We start from the raw sequence: 18,884 nt of genomic DNA on the forward strand, positions 1-18,884 counted from the left end.
ATAAACCATTTATTTAAAAATAATGGTTTAATTTTTATTTGATATGTTCGTTATAATGAACTATGAAATTTTAACAAAGGAGGTGAGTAAATGATTGCTGAAAGGCGTTACACAAAACCTACTGTTTTAAGCCATCAACAAATCCAGTTTGAAACTAGACATAGCTGGAATCCTGGAGTAGGGAAGAGTCCTGAATCTAACGGGAATGGTGGGATAAATTTTCCAGTAGAAAACAATCCAAATCCGCAACCATGTGGAGCGGGAACACCTGGAAATGGAAATGGAAATGGTGGAAACAGTGGCGGAATTGGCCAATGCAATCCAAATGTAAATCCTTAGTTTTAGTGGGATGGGAAGACTAATAGAATTATGCAAGAATTCTACTACTTCCCTTCCACCTATTTTTTCTCCCACAGGAGGCCTATATGAACGAGTTACTGACAACAATCGGCGAACATCATATTCAGATCATTTGTGAATCTGAAACTATATATAAATTTTTTGAAAAAAACTTCCATCGCCATATGGGGTTAGAAAGTATTCAGCCTAATCTTACCATCAAAATAAATGATGATTATGGGGTTCCCTTTTTAGACTACGAGGTAGAGGTTGCCAATCAAGGGGATAATATTACCTATCGCAGAGCTGATTACCAAATAGAAGTTGATTCAGAATATAGTTCTGCAACTATATCAGTTTTTGATGAGTTGGCCTTAAAGCATGCATTAACAAACTTATATAGCTCTTTCATTGTTCATCATAATTGGGGATTGATGCTTCATTCCTCTTGCGCTATAGAAAATGGAAAGGCACATATTTTTGCAGGGCAGTCAGGAGCAGGTAAATCAACTGCTGCTAAGCTTTCATTTCCTCGTTGTCTTCTATCAGATGAGGCAACACTTTTAAAAATCACCTCCAATGGCGTAACCGTATATAATTCACCATTCCGAAGTGAACTCGAATCGGAACCTTTTGAAGGATCTGTAGAACTAGGGAGTATTCAACTCCTCCACCAAGCACTTCAAAATAAAAGACTTAAATCTATTAAATCCGATGCACTCCTTCATTTGATGGACAAAGTATTTTTCTGGCCAAGGAACCAGGAAGAAACCAAAGCAATCTTAAAACTTATGACCATGCTAGTTATGCAGGTACCAGTCTATGACCTCTTTTTTCAAAAAAATAATACCTTTTGGGAGTTAATATCATGAATCAGTATATTCAAAAAGAAAATTGTGAGGCAACCGAACTTGATGGCGAATGGATTATTCTAAATGCCGATCAATGTACAATTACGAAATTGAATGATGTTGGCGGGCATTGCTGGTCTTTGTTAAAGGAAATACAGACTGCAGAAACCCTGACAAAATCTTTGTTGGAAAAGTTCTCTGCAAATGATGATAAACACCAGGTTAGGAAGGATATCGATGAGTTTCTAAACAATCTCCTTCAATATGGACTGATCGAACATGTTGATTGACGAACCGATTTTTAAACTGCTTAAACAAGCCATCAACAAGGATGGATGGCTGGAACTCCCTGCCTTTGGGAATAGTATGTTTCCTTATATCCAAGCGGATGATAAATGCAGATTTTCATACTGTCATCCCTCCGAATTAAAAAAAGGGGATGTCGTTTTAGTCCAATTAAAAACAGGCCAATTGATTGCCCATCGTCTAGTAAAAAAGCAAATAATTAATTACCAACATGTTTTTATTTTAAAAGGGGATACAAACCTTGGATTTGACAAGCCCGTTCAGGAAGGACAGATTCTTGGGAAATTGGTAGGTGTAAAAAAACAACACATACATCTATCCCAAGAACACTTAATTGTGCGCCTTTGGGGAGGGATGATTCTCACCTTTCCAGTCTTGTCCGGCATTTTGCGAAAGTATTTGAATAGGAAGTTAAAATTACAATTTAAATAAACTAATGGAGTGTCCATACCATGAAAGAACAGCTTAACTCGCTAATTAAACAATATTTTACGATGACAGATATTAAACGGGCTTATTCTTTTGTGTTGCCTTTTATCCTCAAGAGATGGAAGGCTTATTTGATGATTCTTCTTTTATTAGGAGTAGATATTTACTTAACTATTGCTTTCGCGAAATATTATGGTGATATCACGGATGCAGCTATACATGGAGGGTATGAGGAGATTGTATCCTTTATTCCATATGGGGCATTTCTTATTATTGTGAGTATTGCCTCGAATGTTTCTTATACATTTTTTAATTTAATTGCAACAAATGCAGTGAAGATGGATCTTAAAAACTATCTGTTTGATCATATTCTAAGGCTGCCAACGGGAGTGACAGCAAATTACCGTTCCGGTGAATTAATGTCCCATTTTTCCAATGATATTCATGGTGTGGATGGAATGATTGGGAGTAGTCTTCTAAGTCTAATCAGACTGCCAATCATCTATATTGTTGTTTTTATCTATTTAATGAATATAAATTTGACACTATGCTTGGTAAGTCTAATCATTGCCCCGATTGCCGCACTTTCGGGTATTGCATTTGGGCTATTGCTGCGGAAAAATGGCAGATTAATTCACAGGTTAATAGGCAATGTTAATAGTCTATTAAATGAGACCTTTCACGGTTTCCAAGTCATTCGTTCTTTTACCCTTGAAAAATTTCAGTACAACAAATTTAGAAAGCAAAATCAGGAATTATATCAATTAGAAATGGAAAATGCCAAGCTTCAAAATTGGTATCGTAGTGGTGAACAAATTATTGGGTATATCACCTTTATTATGAATCTATCTATTGGTGCTTTATTTGTTTCAAAAGGCAGCTTAACAGTGGGTGCTTTGCTAACTTTTCTTAATCTGGTTACACATTTATTCTATCCGATTACAGGAATGGCCAATGTGTGGGCGGGATTTCAACGGTCGATTGCCGCCCTTGAAAGGGTACTAAATGTTCTTGAAAAACCAGCAGACAGTACAGAACTTCCTAACTTTTCTTCAACCACGAGAGTAAATGGTGCCATCGAATTCCAAGATGTTACCTTTAGCTATGTGGATAATAAACATGTATTTGAACAATTTGACCTCGAAATTCCTGCCGGAAAGGTAGTTGCATTAGTTGGTCCAAGTGGTGCAGGAAAAAGTACGTTGTTTAATCTTCTTCAAGGTTTCTATAAACCACAGTCTGGTGATATCCGAATAGCAGGAAATTCACTTCAGGACTTTTCAGCTTCGGAATTAAGAAGTTCGATTGCATTGGTTCCTCAAGAGACGTTTCTTTTTTCGGGAACAGTGAAAGGAAATTTACTGATTGCTCGTCCTAACATCACCGAAAAAGAAATGGTTGAAGCCGCCATTCGGGCAGAAATTCATGATTTCATCCTGTCACTACCAAAGGGTTACGATACGGAAATTGGTGAAAACGGGGTTAAGTTATCCGGCGGACAAAAGCAACGTGTGGCGATCGCGAGAGCTATATTAAAAGATGCACCAATACTTTTATTGGATGAAGCCACATCCGCCTTGGATGGAGAAACCGAGTATTATGTTAAAGAGGCATTGGAGGAATTAATGAAAGGGCGAACAACCATCATCATTGCACATCGTTTGTCCACTATCCAACACGCAGATGTAATTTATGTTATGGACAAAGGGAAAATTGTTCAGCAGGGAACGCATAAGGATCTAATAAAGCAAATTGGTTTATATCGGAATCTGAATGAAACATCCTTTGGAGTAAAAAATGATAGGGAATTACCATTGGCTGCAAAATTATAAACAGGGGTGAGGGTCATGAGTATAGAAATGGTCAAGTTAATCTATGATCAAAACACTGTTTTGCCACAGGATGACAAGTTCTTTCAACGTGCCCTCCAGGATATAGAAGAGGATGGAATTTCCTCTCAAGTTTTCTTTCTATTAAAACAACAAGGAAGGCTTACTGAAACTCCTTCTTTTTTCCAGCAGCGATTAAAAGAATGCTACGACAAAGGTCTTTTTCAAAATCTATTGATAAAAAACCAAACGGATGCGATTTTAAAAAGTTTTGAAGGTAAGGGCATTGATGTGATCGCCCTTAAAGGTGTTTATTTCGCTGAAAGGTATTTTGGTCACATTGGAGCAAGGGCCACATCTGATATCGACTTATTAATTCAATTTCAGGAACTGGATAAAGCAATTGAGATCATAAAGTCACTAGGATTTTCGGTTGAGGAAGAGATGATACATGGGCATTTTCATTGCAGTTTTAGTAAGAAGTTACCTGGTTCCACCATGCCATTAGTGGTCGAATTACATTGGAATATTGTGAAGGAAAATACTTCACAGTTTGATATTAATGACCTATGGGGGCTGGCTGAACGATTTTGCAACTATCAACATATTATGGAGCTTTCACCTACCCACTTGTTTTACATGATTTGCCTACATGGTTGGCGTCATAATCTAGACTCTATGAAATACTTTTTGGATATTATTCAATTGATTCATACTTTAGGTAAGGAAAATGATTATGATGACCTTTTAAAACTTGCTGCCTCGCATAAAACATTAAGACGACTTAAAAGAACCTTGTCGATTGTTTATAATCAATTTCCTCATTTAAGTATAGTTAAAAGGCTGCCTTTCGAAGTGAAAACTACAAGATGGGAATATCGGCGGGTAAAGGGTCTAAAACAATACGTAGACTTTATCGATTATCAATTCTTAAGTTATGATACTTTCAAGCATAGTATAATTGAGCTGCATTATTGGTTCTGGCCTTCCAAATATGACCTTGAAGCTCAAATAGGTGTGGAACAACAGGGAGATCCGTTGTTCAAAATGTATTTGTCTTTATACAAAAAGAGAATAAATAGTATGGTAAAGGTATTTTTGCCTCATTAAACAAAAAATCCTGGAAGCCCTTAAGCTTTCAGGATTTTTATAACGAAATACACTGATAAAATACCTAATGAATCAATAGCTAGATCGTAAAAGCGACCATCCCTGCCGAAAAATAATTGGACAAATTCAGTTATAAAAGCAAAAACAAATGAAATTCCAATTGCATATTTGTGACTTTTAATTAAATTAAATAGAAGGAAATCTAACACCGCAAAACCAACGAAATGTCCCAACTTCACTTTAATAAATTCAGGATGAAACGCCGTAAAATCATTAAAGTAAAAGAAAGATAAAAAGTCTGGATTTGATACCCATTTAAATCCGAATGTATGTAAATACATTAACTTTTCTATGCTTTCTGTCCACGTATTTAATAATAAAAATAGTCCCCAAAAAATGATAGCTAAAACAAGTATTACGGTTTTTCTTTTAACCCTAGTCTCTATTTGTCGCTGAACCATGAACCTTTCTCCTATCCTACAGCATTCTTAATTCGATTATAAAAGACAAAATTTGAAAACTTTGTCAATCGAAGGTGTCGAATAAAAGAAAGGACTGGTTCAACAGGTATTCCTAATAAAAACTACCTCACGTGCAAAAACTTCACACAAACCGGATAAGGCACATCAATATCAGACTGAATTAACGTTAGTTTTCCAGTTCCCTCATCCCGTGAATAAAGCACAAGATTCCCCGACTCCTGATTTGAAGCTACAACAAACTTCTCGCTCGGATCTAGAGCAAAATCCCTCGGCCAATCACCCTCAGTAGATACATGTTCTACAAAGCTTAACTCTCCAGTTTCAGGATTCACACTAAAAACGGCGATACTATTATGTCCACGATTCCCCGCATAGACAAAACGTCCATCAGATGAAATATGAATGGCACTGCCCTGATTGTTTTCAGTAAAGTCTTCAGGAAGTGTGGAGATATATTGCTTTTCTGTAAAATGGCCATTTTCCTCGTGATAAGTTAACACAATGACTTCCGAACTAAACTCTGTCATCACATAGGCAATTTTTCCATTCGGATGAAACACTAAATGCCTTGGACCACTTCCAGCCTTTAATGGCAGAAGCTTTACTTTCGTAAGTGTTCCGTCACTATTTACCGCATAGGTGATGAGTGCATCAATCCCTAATTCCACAACAGCTAGATATTTTTCATCAGGAGTAAGTCCTGCATAATGAGTATGTGGTTTTTCCTGTCTTGGATCCGGACCAGAGCCTTCATGAACCATAATAGAAGCAGCAGGTAAAATAGAACCATCCTCTTTGTTTAGTAAATGAGATTCTACTAATCCTTTATGGTAGTTGGCGCCAAACACATAACGATTCTGGCTGTCTACACTAACATGACAAGGAGATGCCCCATTAACAAGCTCTCTATTAATGGCTGTTAAGTTGCCATCTTCATCAATAGAAAAAGCAGCAAGGCCGCCGTTTTCTCCTTCTTTTACAACCGAGTAAAGATATCGATTGTCTTTGCTAATGTTTACATATGTAGGGTTTGCTAATTCTGCCACAATTTGAACATTCTCTATTTTTGCCTCTTCCGTATTTAAGGTAAATGAGTAGATTCCTTTACTCTCCCCTTTTGTGTAGGTTCCAATATAGCCCCTATAATGCTTCGGATTTGTCATTTTTCTTTTCTCCTTAAGTAAAAAAGTTAGTATCCTCTATTATAATATCCTATAATTATTAATAAAGTATTTTCGCTTACATTTCATTTAAAGGAGTTTGAATATGGCAACAAAAAAGAAGAGTAACAAAAAAGAAACAAAATCATCCTCTAAGTTTGTCTTTTGGGTGGTAGGAATTATTGCAGCCTTTGTTCTAGGCTTTATCTTTTTAGGGAACCACTCCAAACAAGAAGAGTCTAAAACAAAGGAAGCGATTGATTATAGCAATCAGCCGTTTCTTGGAGACAAGTCTGCCCCTGTATCTATTATTGAATTTGGCGATTACAAATGCCCAAATTGTAAGAACTTTACCGAGCAGGTTGTTCCGATTATTCAAAAGGAGCTTGTTGATAACGGGAAAGCTAAATTTTATTTCATGAATGATTCTTTCATTAATGTCGATTCTATTCGTTCGGCTAAATTTGCTGAATCGGTTTATCAGGAGCTTGGTAACGATAAGTTTTGGAAATTTCATGATCTACTATATGAAAAGCAGCCAGCCGAGCCTGAAAAAGAAAAAATGGATATTTTCACTGAAGCCTTTTTAACTGATACTCTAAAAGAAGTAGCTGACAGCAATGAAGTAGATAAAGTGGTTAAAAACTTCCGTGACAAGAAATCAGAAGATGCGTGGGACAAGGATATGAGTTACGCAGAAAAACTAGGCGTAACAGGAACACCGACTATTTTCGTTAATGGGAAGCTGTTTGAAGGTCAAACCATCGATGATTTAATTAAAATGGTAGAGGACGCCGCTAAGGAGAAATAAAATGAATAAATCATTATTACTTTCTTGGATTGCTGCTCTCATCGCTACACTTGGCAGCTTATATTTTAGTGAAGTGATGCACTATATCCCATGTACCCTTTGCTGGTATCAAAGAATTTTCATGTATCCATTAGCCATTATTTTAGGTATGGCAGTATATCGTAACGATTTGAGAATTCATAAATACGTTTTGCCATTGTCGATCATTGGCATGTTGATTTCGGGCTATCATACACTGTTGCAAAAGATTCCTTATTTACAGCAGTTTGAAATGTGTACTTCGGGTGTGCCTTGCGCGAGAGATTACATCAATTGGCTTGGTTTTATTACGATCCCTTTATTAGCCTTTATTGCATTCACTATTATTACAGTAAGTTTAGTGTTGCTTGCACGCAGCCATAAAGAGTAGAGGGATCCTTTCCTAAAAAAGAGCGGTAAAACCAAATGGTTTTACCGCTCTTCTCATCTAGCTGAATTGATGCAGCTAAATGACTATATTAGTACATAAAAGATGCACCAACAATGATCAATAAAATGAACAATACAACGATTAAAGCAAAGCCGTTGTTGTTGTTTCTGCCGTCTGACATAGAAGATCACCTCCCATACTAAACTAATACAATGTATGCAGGTGTTGTTAATAGTGAAAGGGACAAACGTTGATTGAGAAAGTAAAAAGGCTGAGCACAAAGTGTTTTTTACACTTGGACCAGCCTTTTAAAGTTATTGCATAGCATCATACACTATTTTGGTTTTTTTGTTCACACCATACCAGCCCCAGGTTGTCGTATGTCCTTCACCTGTTTGTGAGTTATCGACAACAAACTCATAGACGTGGATAATGTAATCACCGTTATCAGCATCGTGATCATAGACTACTTTAACATTTTGATCAGAAGAAATGTTAAGATGTTGTTTCACTAAATCCTCTGCTTGTGCATGGGTAAGTGGTTGGTTTGCTTCTTCCTGATCTTGTTTTGCTTTTGCTTCTTCTTCTTCTTTCTTTTTCGTTTCCTCTTGTTTCTGCTTTTCTTCATCAGCAACCTTTTTCTTGTTAGCTGCCTCAATCATAAGTTCCGAAGCATCTTTGGTGATTTTTTCAATAGACGGGATTTCAGCAAATTGAATGGTTTCTGAGACTTCTTTAAAGACGTCTAATGCCTGGTCATACTGATTTTGCTCCATTAACGCTTTACCTTTAATAATTCGTTCCTTCATTGAGTCAGAAAGTGATTTTGCCTCTTGGATTTCTTTGATGAGTGCATTGGCTTGTTTGCTAATTAACTTTTTCGTGTGTTTCTTACTTAATAATTTTTTTAACGTGTAAGTAGCAGTATCAAAATCACCTTTATGATAGAGAGTGACACTTTCCTGCATGCTTTCAGCCGCATGAAGGTAATTCTTTGCCTCGTTTGTTTCTTTTTCTTCTAATGCATTTTCGAATTTGTCTATCGCTTCAGTATAGTTCTCTTTTTCCAGTGCAGCCTTTCCAGCATTCATACTTTCAGTATAGGCTTTTGGCGTGCAGGCAGAAAGAATCAATACGGTTAGTAATAAAAAAATCCACTTTTTCATGGTTATCCCCCCAGTTGCCAATTGACTATCTTTTATAAATTGTACCGTTTACGACAGAATCTGACAACAACGGAAGGCAATATGAGAAAAAGGACACCTGATAGGCGTCCTTATTTTCATAGTATAAGAAAACTTCGACTTTGAGAATGGTCGAGCTCCAGCGCTTTCGCTTTTAACTATATTGTGGTCGTAGTTTTGTTCGTTTATTAACATGTTGCTCTGCACTAAGAGCGGCAATGGCGCCATCAGCAGCAGAAATAACGGCTTGTTTAATGGGAGTTCTACGAGCGTCTCCACCGGCAAACACTCCATCAATATTTGTCCGAAGATATTCATCTACTAATACATAGCCTTCTTCATCCCGCATTACGGCTCCGTTTAAGAAGTCTGTTCCAGGCTTCATTCCACCTAGGTATAAGAAAATACCGTCAACATCCCAAATTTGTTCTTCTTTTTTATCAGTAAGTACGACAATTTTCTCCACATTATCTGTGCCTAGAATTTCACGGACTCGATGACGTCTAAAGATTTTAACTTTAGGGTTTGCTTCTAATGAAGAAAGATCTGCGTCTCCTTTTAACTGTTCAGTTGGTATTAGTATTTTCACTTCTTTGCAATACTTTGCTAGTGTTTCAGCCTCATGAATGGCTTCATCATTATCTCCGACAACAGCTACTACTTGGTCCTGATAGAAGGCCGCGTCACAGGTTGAGCAGTAACTTACACCACGTCCAGTAAATTCTTCTTCCCCTTTAATTTTACTGGATGGAGCTTTTGCACCGACAGCAATAAAGACACTTTTCGCCTGAATGGTTCCCTCGGCAATTTCTATCTTTTTAATTTCATCGGAAAAATTAACAGATAGTACTGTGGAACGAACAAATTCTGCCCCGAAATCCTTAGCTTGGGCCTGCATCCTCGTAAGGAGCTCAAGACCTGTTACTTCTTCACGAACACCAGGATAGTTAGCAATTTTATGAGTAATGGCTAGTGTACCTGCTTTTGGAGCCTTATCTATAACAAGCGTTTTCAATTTGCCACGAGCCGCATATACAGCTGCTGAGGCACCTGCAGGACCACCGCCTATTGTAACAAAATCATATACTTCATCAAGCACTCTTTGATTAACTGGTTGAAAAATGTTGTCTGCTGTCTCTTCTGGTGCTTCCACTTGAGTAGGTGGTGTCACACTCGCAGGTGTAGTTTCTGAAAGTCCGAGAAGCTTATTGAATTTTTTCTCTTGAAAACCTAGGACTAGCTTTCCATTAATTAGGGTTGCTGGGGTTCCAAAGATTTTCCGTTCCTTTAATTGATCGAAATATTCTTTATGTATAGAGGCATTTCGCTCTTCAAATTCAATTCCGTGTTCCTTAAGGAAAGCCTTAACCTTTTCACAATATGGGCAGCCTGTGCTACTGTACACAATGACTTCTAGTTTCTCCATGTTTCTACCTCCCAATAGGAATTTATCTAATTATTATAATAATATTAATACTAAATAAAAGTCAAACCTTTTTAATAATTATTATAATTTAAAAAAGAAGGATGACTCCAATGTAAAATGAGTCATCCTTTTATTATCTATTTTTTACACTCTCTTACCAAGATAAGCAGTTAACATCCAAATGTGTTTTTCTAAACCAGAATGAATCGCTAGTAGCATATCTCCTGTTGTTTCATCATCTAATTCCTCCGCAGTACTCATACCTTCTTTTAATTCACCTGTGATGATGGAGAAATCATTTATAACAGACTGAACCATATCAGATGCTGATTCCTTACCAGATGCTTCTTCAATAGAGGAAAGTTCTAGACATTCCTTCATAGTTGCTACAGGATTGCCTCCAACTGCAAGTAATCGTTCAGCTAACTCATCTACATGTAATCCAGCTTCATTATAGAACTCTTCGAATTTAGCATGTAAGGTGAAGAAATTTTCGCCCTTCACATACCAATGGTAGTTGTGTAACTTGATATACAAGACAGACCAATTGGCAATTTGTTTGTTGAGTACGTCAACTAATTGATTTTTCATTTTCAAAGCCTCCCAATTATTTTGTCTCTTTTATCTTACCCAAGTTTTGGGTGACAACTTACATGGAAATAAGGATTTTTGTTGTCAATATCGAGTAAACCTGTGCTTTTTTTGCCTGTTTTTATATTACAAGTCGGATACAAATTGTAATAAGACAGTACAATTCATCCAACTATTCCATTTATAGGTTAAAAAATAAAAGTGGTTTAAAATTCCATTTAGTAGAGAAATAGCATGAGGATGGGCACGGTGTTAGTAGTTTAGTAGTTACCATTTTTTGGACAATGAATTAGTATGTTACAACTGATAGCCTTATGAGTAGAGACACGACAGACAAAACACGGGAGGTACTACACATGAAAAAACTTAAAAAACTAGTCATTGCTACGGGATTAATTTTATCAATGTCAGCCTTTACGTTAACTGAAAAATCAGAAGCGGCAACTACTACTCATAAAATTCAATACGGAGAAACATATTGGAAAATAGCAAAAGGTTTTGGTGTGCCTATCAATACATTAATGGCGTCAAATTATTCGAAACCACTTTATGCTGGTCAAAACATGTTAATTCCTAACTCACCAATTACACCAGCAGAGAAAGAATTAATGGCACGTTTAGTTCATGCAGAGGCTGTAGGAGAACCATATGCGGGTAAGGTTGCAGTAGCTACAGTTATTTTAAATAGAGTAAAAAGTCCAGATTTCCCATCAACGGTGAAAAGTGTAATCTATCAAATTTCCAATGGCCATTATGCATTTACTCCGGTAGCAAACGGTCAAATTAATCAACCAGCGGACTATGCTTCTAAGAGAGCGGTTAATGAAGCGATTGCCTTAATGGGAAAAGGAAAGGGATCTTTATTCTTCTATAATCCTAGAACTTCAACTAGCTCTTGGATAACATCACGACAAGTGACGGTGACAATCGGTAACCACCGCTTCGCGAAATAATGCTTGTCCTAAAAAGCTAGCCTAATTGGTTAGCTTTTTTTTATTATGTGCAAAATTAAAACGTCTTATTTTTAATATATTCCTTTAAGAAATTAGGATTACTGTGTTACGATAACGTATAAAAGCAGAATTTGAAATGAGGGTAAGGACGATGTTTAAAACAATTTTGTTTGACGTGGATGGTGTCCTTTTAAGTGAAGAACACTATTTTGATGCTTCTGCATTGACGGTTTGGGAGATGTTAATTAGTAATAAGTACTTAGGACTGTCTCCGGACAAGTTTAAAACAGACTATACGGCAGAGGAAATGAAGGGAATAAGAGAGCATGTTTTTATAAACGACCAAACTCTTAAGTTTATGAAATCACGCGGCCTAAACGCGAACTGGGACATGATCTATCTATCCTTCTGCCATCAGCTAATCCATCTGTTATCACAAATAAAGGAATATGAATTTGAAAAAATTAACAACTGGTGTCAGGCACCCATTAATCGCGAAACGTTGCTTGAGATTGGCAGGGTTCTTGGGAATTATCCTGTAAAGATGGATTTTTCTTTATTTGTGAAGGAATTTGAGCAATCGGAGGCAACGAAGCAGGAATTACTGGGCTATTTAAATGAATTAGCCTATGAGAAGTTGGGTGTGGAAACGTCTATATTTTTAAAAGGGGAGCTGTGGTCTGTCTGTGAACATGTTTCCCAGGAGTGGTATGTAGGGGATGAGCATGTCTTAGCTTCTACTGGTAGACCATCGGTGCAAAAAGGGAAACAAGGTTTCCTTGCCAATGAAACAACATTAGCTTCACAGGAAGAAATTAGTGAACTGTTTCAATTCCTAACCACCTCTGGATATACGGTCGGTATAGGAACAGGTAGGCCGGAACTAGAAACGATTCAGCCTTTTCACCATTTAAATTGGTTACAGTATTTTGATGATAAACGGATTGTAACCGCTGATGACGTGTTAAAGGCAGAGCAAGAGGTTGTAGAAACAAAATCCTTATCTAAGCCTCATCCGTTTACGTACATCATGGGTCTTAAAGGGAAAGACACATCTGTGTCCGACTGTTTAAATACTAAGTTGCCTATTGAAAATGGAGACGAGGTCTTAGTTGTCGGGGATTCCTTGGCAGATTTACTTGCCGCTAGACAATTGGGGTGTCAATTTGCTGCGGTCTTAACAGGACTCTCAGGAAAAGACGCAAGAAGCGAATTCGAAAAACATGAAGCGGACTATATTTTAGATTCTGTCCTGGATATTAAGGGGATTTTATAATCAATATCGTTGAAAATGCCTTTTTCCCATTGCTAAAATGCCCAAACTTTTTATAAAAATAAATTTATGAGCGGATTTACTTGGTTTATGAGCGAATTTTACTTATTTATGAGCGGATTTTATAATTTAATGAGCGAATCTTGCCTTTTATGAGCGAATCGAAGAAACCAACAAATAATTAGAAAAAATCAATAAAAAGAGGGATTGCACCGAGACGCAATCCCTCTTTCTATGCAAACCTAAATGCTCTCTACCTTCTCAGGTTCCAGCCTCCCGGGTTCAAACGAATCGACCGTACTCAACTCCAGGACTTGTGCTTCATTTAATCCATCAATCATCTTTAATACACGGATCACATTTGGACTTAATGTTTTATCAAGAGTTAACACCATGATGGCCTCGCCGCCTACTTCCGTCCGGCCAACCTGCATGGTACCAATATTGATACTGTGATCGCCCAACAATGAACCCACTTTTCCAATCATACCTGGTACGTCGCGATGCTTAATATATAACAAATACTTTTCTGGTTTCACATCGATACGGTATTGGTTGATTTTTAAGATCCTCGCGCCATAGCCATTTAAAACCGTTGCTCCAATCTTCGCGGTCTCATTACCCTGTGATACGCTCAGCTCCATATAATTCGCAAAGCCTTTATTGGTTGCGTTCTTTACCACATTATGAGAAACACCTTGCTCCTTCAAGAGGTGAAGCGCATTAATCAAATTGACGGAATCACTTAAATGGTAAGATAATACACCTTTTAATAAAGTACGAGTTAATAACTCTGTATCTTCGTTCACTAAATCACCGTAGTAATTGATTTCTATTTTGGTTGGTGCTTGCTTGTTTAATAATTGAATGACAAGCTGCCCCATTTGATCGCCAAGAAGTAAATATGGCTGCAGTTTTGCCTGCGTTTCACCAGACATTTGCGGCATATTAACGGCATGTTGAATCGACTGTGACTCAAAAATCTCGATGATTTCCGCGCTTACCTCCTGGGCTACTTTTTCCTGTGCTTCAACAGTGGAGGCACCGAGATGTGGAGTAACAATAATATTTGGATTTTCCAGTAATTCAGGATCTGCAACAGGCTCTTTTTCAAATACATCAAGCGCTGCACCTGCAACATGGCCAGATTGAATGGCCCTTACTAGTGCCTTCTCATCGATAATACCACCCCGAGCACAGTTGACAAAGCGGACACCTTTCTTTGTTTTGCTTAAGTACTCATCATTTATAATGCCTCTAGTATCATTAGTTAGAGGTGTATGAATCGTAATAAAATCTGATTCCTGTGCAATTAAATCAAGGCTTGCCTTTGTCATCCCTAGTTTTTGGGCCCGTTCTTCTGTCAAATAAGGGTCAAACCCTAAAATGTTCATGCCAAAGCTTTTGGCCCTTTTTGCCACTTCGGTACCGATCTTACCCATTCCAATGACACCAAGTGTTTTCTTATAAAGCTCCACTCCTTTAAAGGAGTTACGGTCCCATTCGCCATTTGATGTTTTTTTGTGGGCTTGGGGAATTTTTCGCGCTAATGACAGCATCATTGCTAGAGTATGCTCGGTTGCTGCAATCGTATTGGCGCCAGGAGCATTAATGACAATAATTCCTTTTCGAGTAGCTGCATTCACATCAATATTATCAACGCCAACACCTGCTCTTGCGATGACTCTGAGCCTGCCGGCCACTTCTAGAAGCTCCCCGGTTACTTTTGTTTGGCTTCTCACAATGAGTGCGTCGTAATTCCCAATAATCGTTTTCAACTCTTCAACAGGAAGAGTGGGCTGCCGGTCGACAACGAAATTTGGATGTTCCAATAAGCTTTTTAATCCCGTATTGCTAATTCCATCGGTTACAAGTACTTTGTACATTTTCCTCCAAGCCTCCTCAATTTTTGCTTTCTAATAAAAAACGTCCCTCATAACAGACAGATTTGTCTTGTTATGAGGGACGTAAGGTCACGTGGTGCCACCCTCTTTTGCTGCACAAAAGAAGTGCAGCCTCAAGAAATTAACGGTTTCTACCGGGCGAGCCTACTAAAAGCCTTCAGCAGCCAGTTCAGAAGGGCTAGGCATGTTAAGAAATAGCACCGGTTCGCAGCAGCCACCGGCTCTCTGAAGCTTTTTCTTAATGCCGTCTTCATCAATACTTTTATTAACTATAGAAAAAACTAATTTGCTCGAAATTTCAAAATTCAATTGAATATAGGGACTATTCTACAACCATACCTTCAGGATTGTAAAGGGATAAAGCGGAAAAAATTTTAACTTTTTGGAAGAGGAAATTCACCATAAAAAAGTTATTCAGTAACGGCGCGGTAGTAAGCGATTACATATATTTTACCTAAATAAATATATTGTAAAAAAATTCAGACAGTCATATAATGTCTACAACAGAAAAACATTTGTGCGTGATATACGGACACATGTATGGGAGGCGAACACATGAAAGCAATCTCTATTGGATTATTAGGATTAGGAACAGTTGGTTCAGGTGTAGTCAAAATCATTAAAAATCATCAGGATAAATTAATCCACCAAGTGGGATGTCCGGTAGTCATCAAAAAAATTCTTGTACAAGACCTACATAAAAGTAGACCTGTAGAGGTAGAAGCTCAAATGTTAACGTCAAGCGCTGATGATATTCTTTTCGACAATGACATTGATGTGGTCATTGAAGTGATGGGTGGAGTACAAGATACAAAGGACTATTTGATCACGGCTCTTCGCCAAGGAAAACATGTGGTTACAGCGAATAAAGATTTAATGGCCTTGCATGGTTCAGAACTGTTAACCGTTGCCTCGGAACATGGCTGTGACTTGTTTTATGAAGCAAGTGTGGCGGGAGGCATTCCTATTTTAAGAGGCTTGGTTGATGGCCTGGCATCTGACCGGATTACACAAATGATGGGTATCGTGAATGGTACCACTAACTATATTTTAACAAAAATGAGCAATGAAGGCCGCTCCTATGACGAAGTTCTTAAAGAAGCCCAGGAGCTGGGATTTGCTGAAGCAGATCCCACTTCAGATGTAGAAGGGTTAGACGCCGCACGAAAAATGACCATCTTAGCGACACTAGGATTCTCTATGCATATCGATTTGGATGATGTAAAAGTAAGTGGTATTTCTAATGTAACAGAAGAGGATTTACGATACGGAAAACAATTAGGCTATACAATGAAACTAATTGGCTTCGCTCACCGTGAAGGAGAAAAAGTAGAAGTAAGTGTGGCACCGACGTTCTTATCAGATAATCATCCACTTGCTTCTGTTCAAAATGAATACAACGCGGTTTATGTCTATGGTGAAGCAGTGGGTGAAACGATGTTTTATGGACCAGGGGCAGGAAGTTTACCAACCGCAACTGCCGTTGTTTCTGATCTTGTAGGTGTGATTAAAAATTTAAGACTGGGTGTAAATGGCCGAAGTGCAGTTACACCGCAGTACCCTAAGCGATTAAAAGAAGATGAAGAGAAATTCTCCAAGTATTTCCTGCGAATTCATGTCCAGGATGAGGTAGGGGTGTTTGCTGATATTACCTCCATTTTTGCAAAATACGGGGTTAGCTTTGAGAAAATTCTTCAATTGCCAATTAAGAAGAATGAAACATCAGAAATTGTTTTGGTGACGCATCGAGCATCTGTAACAAATTACGATAAAATACTACTAGAATTATATGATTTAACAGCAGTCAAAGAAATAAAAAGTGCATATAGGGTTGTGAGGAAATCATTATGAGATGGCCAGGACTATTAGAAGCATATAAAGAATTTTTACCAATAAATAACGAGACTCCTAATCTAACATTAAATGAAGGAAATACGCCTTTAATCAAGCTTGAACGGCTTTCAAATGAATGGGATGTGGACCTCTATGTAAAGATGGAGGGTGCAAATCCCACTGGTTCATTTAAAGACAGAGGAATGGTAATGGCTGTGGCCAAAGCCGTGGAGGAAGGAAGTAAGACGGTGATCTGCGCCTCTACGGGTAACACATCTGCGGCTGCAGCAGCATACGCAGCACGAGCAGGTTTAAAGTGTATTATCGTGATTCCAGAAGGGAAAATTGCTTTAGGGAAGCTTGCTCAAGCGATGATGTATGGAGCAGAAATCATCTCCATTGAGGGGAATTTTGATCAGGCATTGCAAATGGTTAGAAATATTAGCGAAGAAGAGCCAATCACACTTGTGAATTCTGTTAATCCATTCAGATTGGAAGGGCAAAAGACAGCTGCATTTGAGGTTTGTGAGCAGTTAGGGGAAGCTCCAGATATTTTAGCCATCCCAGTCGGAAACGCAGGAAACATTAGTGCCTATTGGAAAGGATTTAAAGAATTTGCTGATAAGAAGGGAACAGGACTGCCAAGAATGTTTGGCTATGAAGCAGCAGGGGCAGCTGCACTTGTGCATAACCGAGTTTTTGAAAACCCAGAAACGATTGCAACAGCGATTCGCATTGGGAATCCGGCCAGCTGGAATCTAGCTGTTTCTGCTGTTCAGGAATCAGATGGTCAATTTGATGAAGTAACAGACGAAGAGATTATTGCTGCCTATAAAAAACTAGCCTCATCGGAAGGGGTCTTTGCTGAACCTGCATCCTGTGCATCTATTGCTGGTATTTACAAAAGTATCCAACAGGGAAAAGTAAAAAGAGGGACAAAAATTGTGGCTGTTCTCACTGGAAATGGGCTAAAAGATCCAGATACAGCTATTGGCAGCAGTCTGGTTAAACCAGTTCAGTTGCCAAATGATGAAGAGGCGGTAAAAGATCATATTAAAGGTGTTGTCCAATGTGACTCTAAATGATCGACTAATCATTAAAGTACCAGCAAGTTCAGCTAATCTAGGACCAGGCTTTGATTCAATCGGTTTAGCTCTTAATTTGTATTTGACCTTAGAAGTTGATAAGCATGACAAATGGGAATGCCGATCTAATTGTGAAGAATTAAAGGATTTACCAACAGATGAGAGTCATTTCATTTGCCAAGTTGCGATCCAAACAGCCGCTCACTATGGCGTAAAACTATCCCCACGGAAAATTAGTGTGGATAGTGAGATTCCTTTAGCACGGGGACTTGGCTCAAGTGCCGCAGCCATTGTGGCCGGCATTGAGCTAGCTGATTCAGTGGGTGACCTAGGCTTGACAATGGCTGAAAAGCTTCTCCTTGCTACTAAATGGGAAGGGCATCCTGATAATGTGGGAGCGTCCCTTTTTGGGGGATTGGTGATTGGGTGTTATCGTCAAAATGAAGTGGATATGCTCTCATTTAGGGACCATCCTTTTGAAATGGTAGCCATGATTCCACAAGATATATTACTGACTAAAGAATCTCGAGAAGTTCTGCCGACAACCTATTCTCAAGGAGAGGCAATCCAAGCCTCTTCCACAGCCAATCTATTAGTTGCAGCTCTATTAAGCCAAAACTGGCCATTGGCGGGAAAAATGATGGAGAAGGACTTGTTTCATCAGCCTTACCGTAAACCGCTTATTCATTCCTACTCAGAAATGGAACAATTGGCCAAGGCCAGCGGTGCATTCGGAGTAGCCTTAAGCGGTGCTGGACCAACTGTGCTCTGCTTCATTGAAAAAGGTAAGGGAGCACAGCTTGTGAAAACGATGCAAGCTGAGTTCCCAGAAATGAATGTAAAGCGATTGTCCATAAGTAATATGGGAAGTAGTGTAAGTACATCTGAAGAAATTGTGAAATAGTAGGG

At 38.3% G+C, this 18,884-nt stretch carries 20 protein-coding genes and 1 other annotated feature; of the genes, 13 read left to right on the forward strand and 7 right to left on the reverse strand.

From position 1 onward, the window contains the following. Positions 1 to 90: 90 nt before the first annotated feature. From ABES03_RS21810 to ABES03_RS21835, 6 genes are all read left to right on the forward strand, one after another. The gene (locus ABES03_RS21810; RefSeq protein ID WP_430120634.1) at positions 91 to 339 is read left to right on the forward strand and encodes a hypothetical protein; all 249 of its coding nucleotides are present in this window, start codon (positions 91 to 93) and stop codon (positions 337 to 339) included. An 86-nt stretch (positions 340 to 425) separates the two neighbouring features. Further along, positions 426 to 1,211 (forward strand): hypothetical protein, encoded by a 786-nt coding sequence (locus tag ABES03_RS21815; protein WP_430120636.1) that lies wholly within the window; start codon positions 426 to 428, stop codon positions 1,209 to 1,211. Beyond that, complete coding sequence (locus ABES03_RS21820; RefSeq protein ID WP_430120638.1) at positions 1,208 to 1,480, forward strand: PqqD family protein; 273 nt, start codon at positions 1,208 to 1,210, stop codon at positions 1,478 to 1,480. Before ABES03_RS21815 ends, ABES03_RS21820 begins: the two co-directional genes overlap by 4 nt. Continuing rightward, a complete protein-coding gene (locus tag ABES03_RS21825; protein ID WP_430120640.1) occupies positions 1,470 to 1,928 on the forward strand; it encodes a S24/S26 family peptidase in 459 nt (152 codons plus the stop codon). The genes ABES03_RS21820 and ABES03_RS21825 overlap by 11 nt, the downstream gene beginning before the upstream one ends. A gap of 20 nt (positions 1,929 to 1,948) precedes the next feature. Then, on the forward strand, positions 1,949 to 3,757 hold the full coding sequence (locus ABES03_RS21830; RefSeq protein ID WP_430120642.1) for an ABC transporter ATP-binding protein: 1,809 nt from the start codon (positions 1,949 to 1,951) through the stop codon (positions 3,755 to 3,757). A gap of 15 nt (positions 3,758 to 3,772) precedes the next feature. Further along, positions 3,773 to 4,864, forward strand: a complete 1,092-nt coding sequence (locus ABES03_RS21835; RefSeq protein WP_430120644.1) for a nucleotidyltransferase family protein — start codon at positions 3,773 to 3,775, stop codon at positions 4,862 to 4,864. A 20-nt stretch (positions 4,865 to 4,884) separates the two neighbouring features. Here the strand turns inward: ABES03_RS21835 and ABES03_RS21840 are convergent, their stop codons facing one another. Continuing rightward, positions 4,885 to 5,325, reverse strand: a complete 441-nt coding sequence (locus tag ABES03_RS21840) for a VanZ family protein (protein WP_430120646.1) — start codon at positions 5,323 to 5,325, stop codon at positions 4,885 to 4,887. Positions 5,326 to 5,447: 122 nt separating this feature from the next. Then, a complete protein-coding gene (locus ABES03_RS21845) occupies positions 5,448 to 6,509 on the reverse strand; it encodes a lactonase family protein (RefSeq protein ID WP_430120647.1) in 1,062 nt (353 codons plus the stop codon). Between the two features lie 103 nt (positions 6,510 to 6,612). On the opposite strand from ABES03_RS21845, the gene ABES03_RS21850 reads away from it, so the two are divergent. Then, the gene (locus ABES03_RS21850) at positions 6,613 to 7,317 is read left to right on the forward strand and encodes a DsbA family protein (protein ID WP_430120649.1); all 705 of its coding nucleotides are present in this window, start codon (positions 6,613 to 6,615) and stop codon (positions 7,315 to 7,317) included. 1 nt (position 7,318) lies between these two features. Next, positions 7,319 to 7,726: a disulfide oxidoreductase gene (locus ABES03_RS21855; RefSeq protein ID WP_430120651.1), complete on the forward strand. Its 408-nt coding sequence runs from the start codon at positions 7,319 to 7,321 to the stop codon at positions 7,724 to 7,726. 88 nt (positions 7,727 to 7,814) lie between these two features. On the opposite strand, the gene ABES03_RS21860 is transcribed toward ABES03_RS21855, so the two are convergent. The 4 genes from ABES03_RS21860 to ABES03_RS21875 all read right to left on the reverse strand — a co-directional run bounded on the left by ABES03_RS21860 (position 7,815) and on the right by ABES03_RS21875 (position 10,927). Then, positions 7,815 to 7,907: a YjcZ family sporulation protein gene (locus ABES03_RS21860; protein WP_430120653.1), complete on the reverse strand. Its 93-nt coding sequence runs from the start codon at positions 7,905 to 7,907 to the stop codon at positions 7,815 to 7,817. Positions 7,908 to 8,040: 133 nt separating this feature from the next. Then, positions 8,041 to 8,892 (reverse strand): hypothetical protein, encoded by an 852-nt coding sequence (locus tag ABES03_RS21865; protein WP_430120655.1) that lies wholly within the window; start codon positions 8,890 to 8,892, stop codon positions 8,041 to 8,043. 172 nt (positions 8,893 to 9,064) lie between these two features. Further along, positions 9,065 to 10,336 (reverse strand): FAD-dependent oxidoreductase, encoded by a 1,272-nt coding sequence (locus ABES03_RS21870; protein ID WP_430120657.1) that lies wholly within the window; start codon positions 10,334 to 10,336, stop codon positions 9,065 to 9,067. A gap of 144 nt (positions 10,337 to 10,480) precedes the next feature. Continuing rightward, positions 10,481 to 10,927: a Dps family protein gene (locus ABES03_RS21875; protein WP_430120659.1), complete on the reverse strand. Its 447-nt coding sequence runs from the start codon at positions 10,925 to 10,927 to the stop codon at positions 10,481 to 10,483. A 356-nt stretch (positions 10,928 to 11,283) separates the two neighbouring features. Between ABES03_RS21875 and ABES03_RS21880 the strand changes: the two genes are divergently transcribed. Together ABES03_RS21880 and ABES03_RS21885 are read left to right on the forward strand one after the other, a co-directional pair. After that, positions 11,284 to 11,880: a cell wall hydrolase gene (locus tag ABES03_RS21880; RefSeq protein ID WP_430120661.1), complete on the forward strand. Its 597-nt coding sequence runs from the start codon at positions 11,284 to 11,286 to the stop codon at positions 11,878 to 11,880. A gap of 151 nt (positions 11,881 to 12,031) precedes the next feature. Continuing rightward, a complete protein-coding gene (locus ABES03_RS21885) occupies positions 12,032 to 13,156 on the forward strand; it encodes an HAD family hydrolase (RefSeq protein ID WP_430120663.1) in 1,125 nt (374 codons plus the stop codon). Positions 13,157 to 13,395: 239 nt separating this feature from the next. Here ABES03_RS21885 and serA read toward each other — a convergent pair whose 3' ends face one another. Further along, positions 13,396 to 15,039: a phosphoglycerate dehydrogenase gene (gene serA, locus ABES03_RS21890; protein WP_430120665.1), complete on the reverse strand. Its 1,644-nt coding sequence runs from the start codon at positions 15,037 to 15,039 to the stop codon at positions 13,396 to 13,398. 72 nt (positions 15,040 to 15,111) lie between these two features. Continuing rightward, positions 15,112 to 15,323: a binding site (T-box leader), on the reverse strand. Positions 15,324 to 15,612: 289 nt separating this feature from the next. On the opposite strand from serA, the gene ABES03_RS21895 reads away from it, so the two are divergent. The 3 genes from ABES03_RS21895 to thrB are packed head-to-tail and all read left to right on the forward strand — an operon-like array spanning position 15,613 to position 18,879. Continuing rightward, the gene (locus tag ABES03_RS21895) at positions 15,613 to 16,908 is read left to right on the forward strand and encodes a homoserine dehydrogenase (RefSeq protein WP_430120667.1); all 1,296 of its coding nucleotides are present in this window, start codon (positions 15,613 to 15,615) and stop codon (positions 16,906 to 16,908) included. Next, the gene (thrC, locus tag ABES03_RS21900; RefSeq protein WP_430120669.1) at positions 16,905 to 17,975 is read left to right on the forward strand and encodes a threonine synthase; all 1,071 of its coding nucleotides are present in this window, start codon (positions 16,905 to 16,907) and stop codon (positions 17,973 to 17,975) included. The genes ABES03_RS21895 and thrC overlap by 4 nt, the downstream gene beginning before the upstream one ends. Then, the gene (gene thrB, locus ABES03_RS21905) at positions 17,962 to 18,879 is read left to right on the forward strand and encodes a homoserine kinase (RefSeq protein ID WP_430120671.1); all 918 of its coding nucleotides are present in this window, start codon (positions 17,962 to 17,964) and stop codon (positions 18,877 to 18,879) included. The genes thrC and thrB overlap by 14 nt, the downstream gene beginning before the upstream one ends. The last annotated feature ends 5 nt before the right edge of the window (positions 18,880 to 18,884 follow it).

Origin of the sequence: Neobacillus rhizosphaerae (assembly GCF_050477885.1) — a bacterium.
In the GTDB taxonomy this organism is placed as follows: Bacteria; Bacillota; Bacilli; order Bacillales; family Cytobacillaceae; genus Neobacillus; species Neobacillus rhizosphaerae_A.

Bases quoted from the DNA above. Each gene is read 5' to 3' on its own strand.
- ABES03_RS21810 (WP_430120634.1), top strand. From the start codon at position 91: ATGATTGCTGAAAGGCGTTACACAAAACCTACTGTTTTAAGCCATCAA.
- ABES03_RS21815 (WP_430120636.1), top strand. From the start codon at position 426: ATGAACGAGTTACTGACAACAATCGGCGAACATCATATTCAGATCATT.
- ABES03_RS21820 (WP_430120638.1), top strand. From the start codon at position 1,208: ATGAATCAGTATATTCAAAAAGAAAATTGTGAGGCAACCGAACTTGAT.
- ABES03_RS21825 (WP_430120640.1), top strand. From the start codon at position 1,470: ATGTTGATTGACGAACCGATTTTTAAACTGCTTAAACAAGCCATCAAC.
- ABES03_RS21830 (WP_430120642.1), top strand. From the start codon at position 1,949: ATGAAAGAACAGCTTAACTCGCTAATTAAACAATATTTTACGATGACA.
- ABES03_RS21835 (WP_430120644.1), top strand. From the start codon at position 3,773: ATGAGTATAGAAATGGTCAAGTTAATCTATGATCAAAACACTGTTTTG.
- ABES03_RS21840 (WP_430120646.1), bottom strand. From the start codon at position 5,325: ATGGTTCAGCGACAAATAGAGACTAGGGTTAAAAGAAAAACCGTAATA.
- ABES03_RS21845 (WP_430120647.1), bottom strand. From the start codon at position 6,509: ATGACAAATCCGAAGCATTATAGGGGCTATATTGGAACCTACACAAAA.
- ABES03_RS21850 (WP_430120649.1), top strand. From the start codon at position 6,613: ATGGCAACAAAAAAGAAGAGTAACAAAAAAGAAACAAAATCATCCTCT.
- ABES03_RS21855 (WP_430120651.1), top strand. From the start codon at position 7,319: ATGAATAAATCATTATTACTTTCTTGGATTGCTGCTCTCATCGCTACA.
- ABES03_RS21860 (WP_430120653.1), bottom strand. From the start codon at position 7,907: ATGTCAGACGGCAGAAACAACAACAACGGCTTTGCTTTAATCGTTGTA.
- ABES03_RS21865 (WP_430120655.1), bottom strand. From the start codon at position 8,892: ATGAAAAAGTGGATTTTTTTATTACTAACCGTATTGATTCTTTCTGCC.
- ABES03_RS21870 (WP_430120657.1), bottom strand. From the start codon at position 10,336: ATGGAGAAACTAGAAGTCATTGTGTACAGTAGCACAGGCTGCCCATAT.
- ABES03_RS21875 (WP_430120659.1), bottom strand. From the start codon at position 10,927: ATGAAAAATCAATTAGTTGACGTACTCAACAAACAAATTGCCAATTGG.
- ABES03_RS21880 (WP_430120661.1), top strand. From the start codon at position 11,284: ATGAAAAAACTTAAAAAACTAGTCATTGCTACGGGATTAATTTTATCA.
- ABES03_RS21885 (WP_430120663.1), top strand. From the start codon at position 12,032: ATGTTTAAAACAATTTTGTTTGACGTGGATGGTGTCCTTTTAAGTGAA.
- serA (WP_430120665.1), bottom strand. From the start codon at position 15,039: ATGTACAAAGTACTTGTAACCGATGGAATTAGCAATACGGGATTAAAA.
- ABES03_RS21895 (WP_430120667.1), top strand. From the start codon at position 15,613: ATGAAAGCAATCTCTATTGGATTATTAGGATTAGGAACAGTTGGTTCA.
- thrC (WP_430120669.1), top strand. From the start codon at position 16,905: ATGAGATGGCCAGGACTATTAGAAGCATATAAAGAATTTTTACCAATA.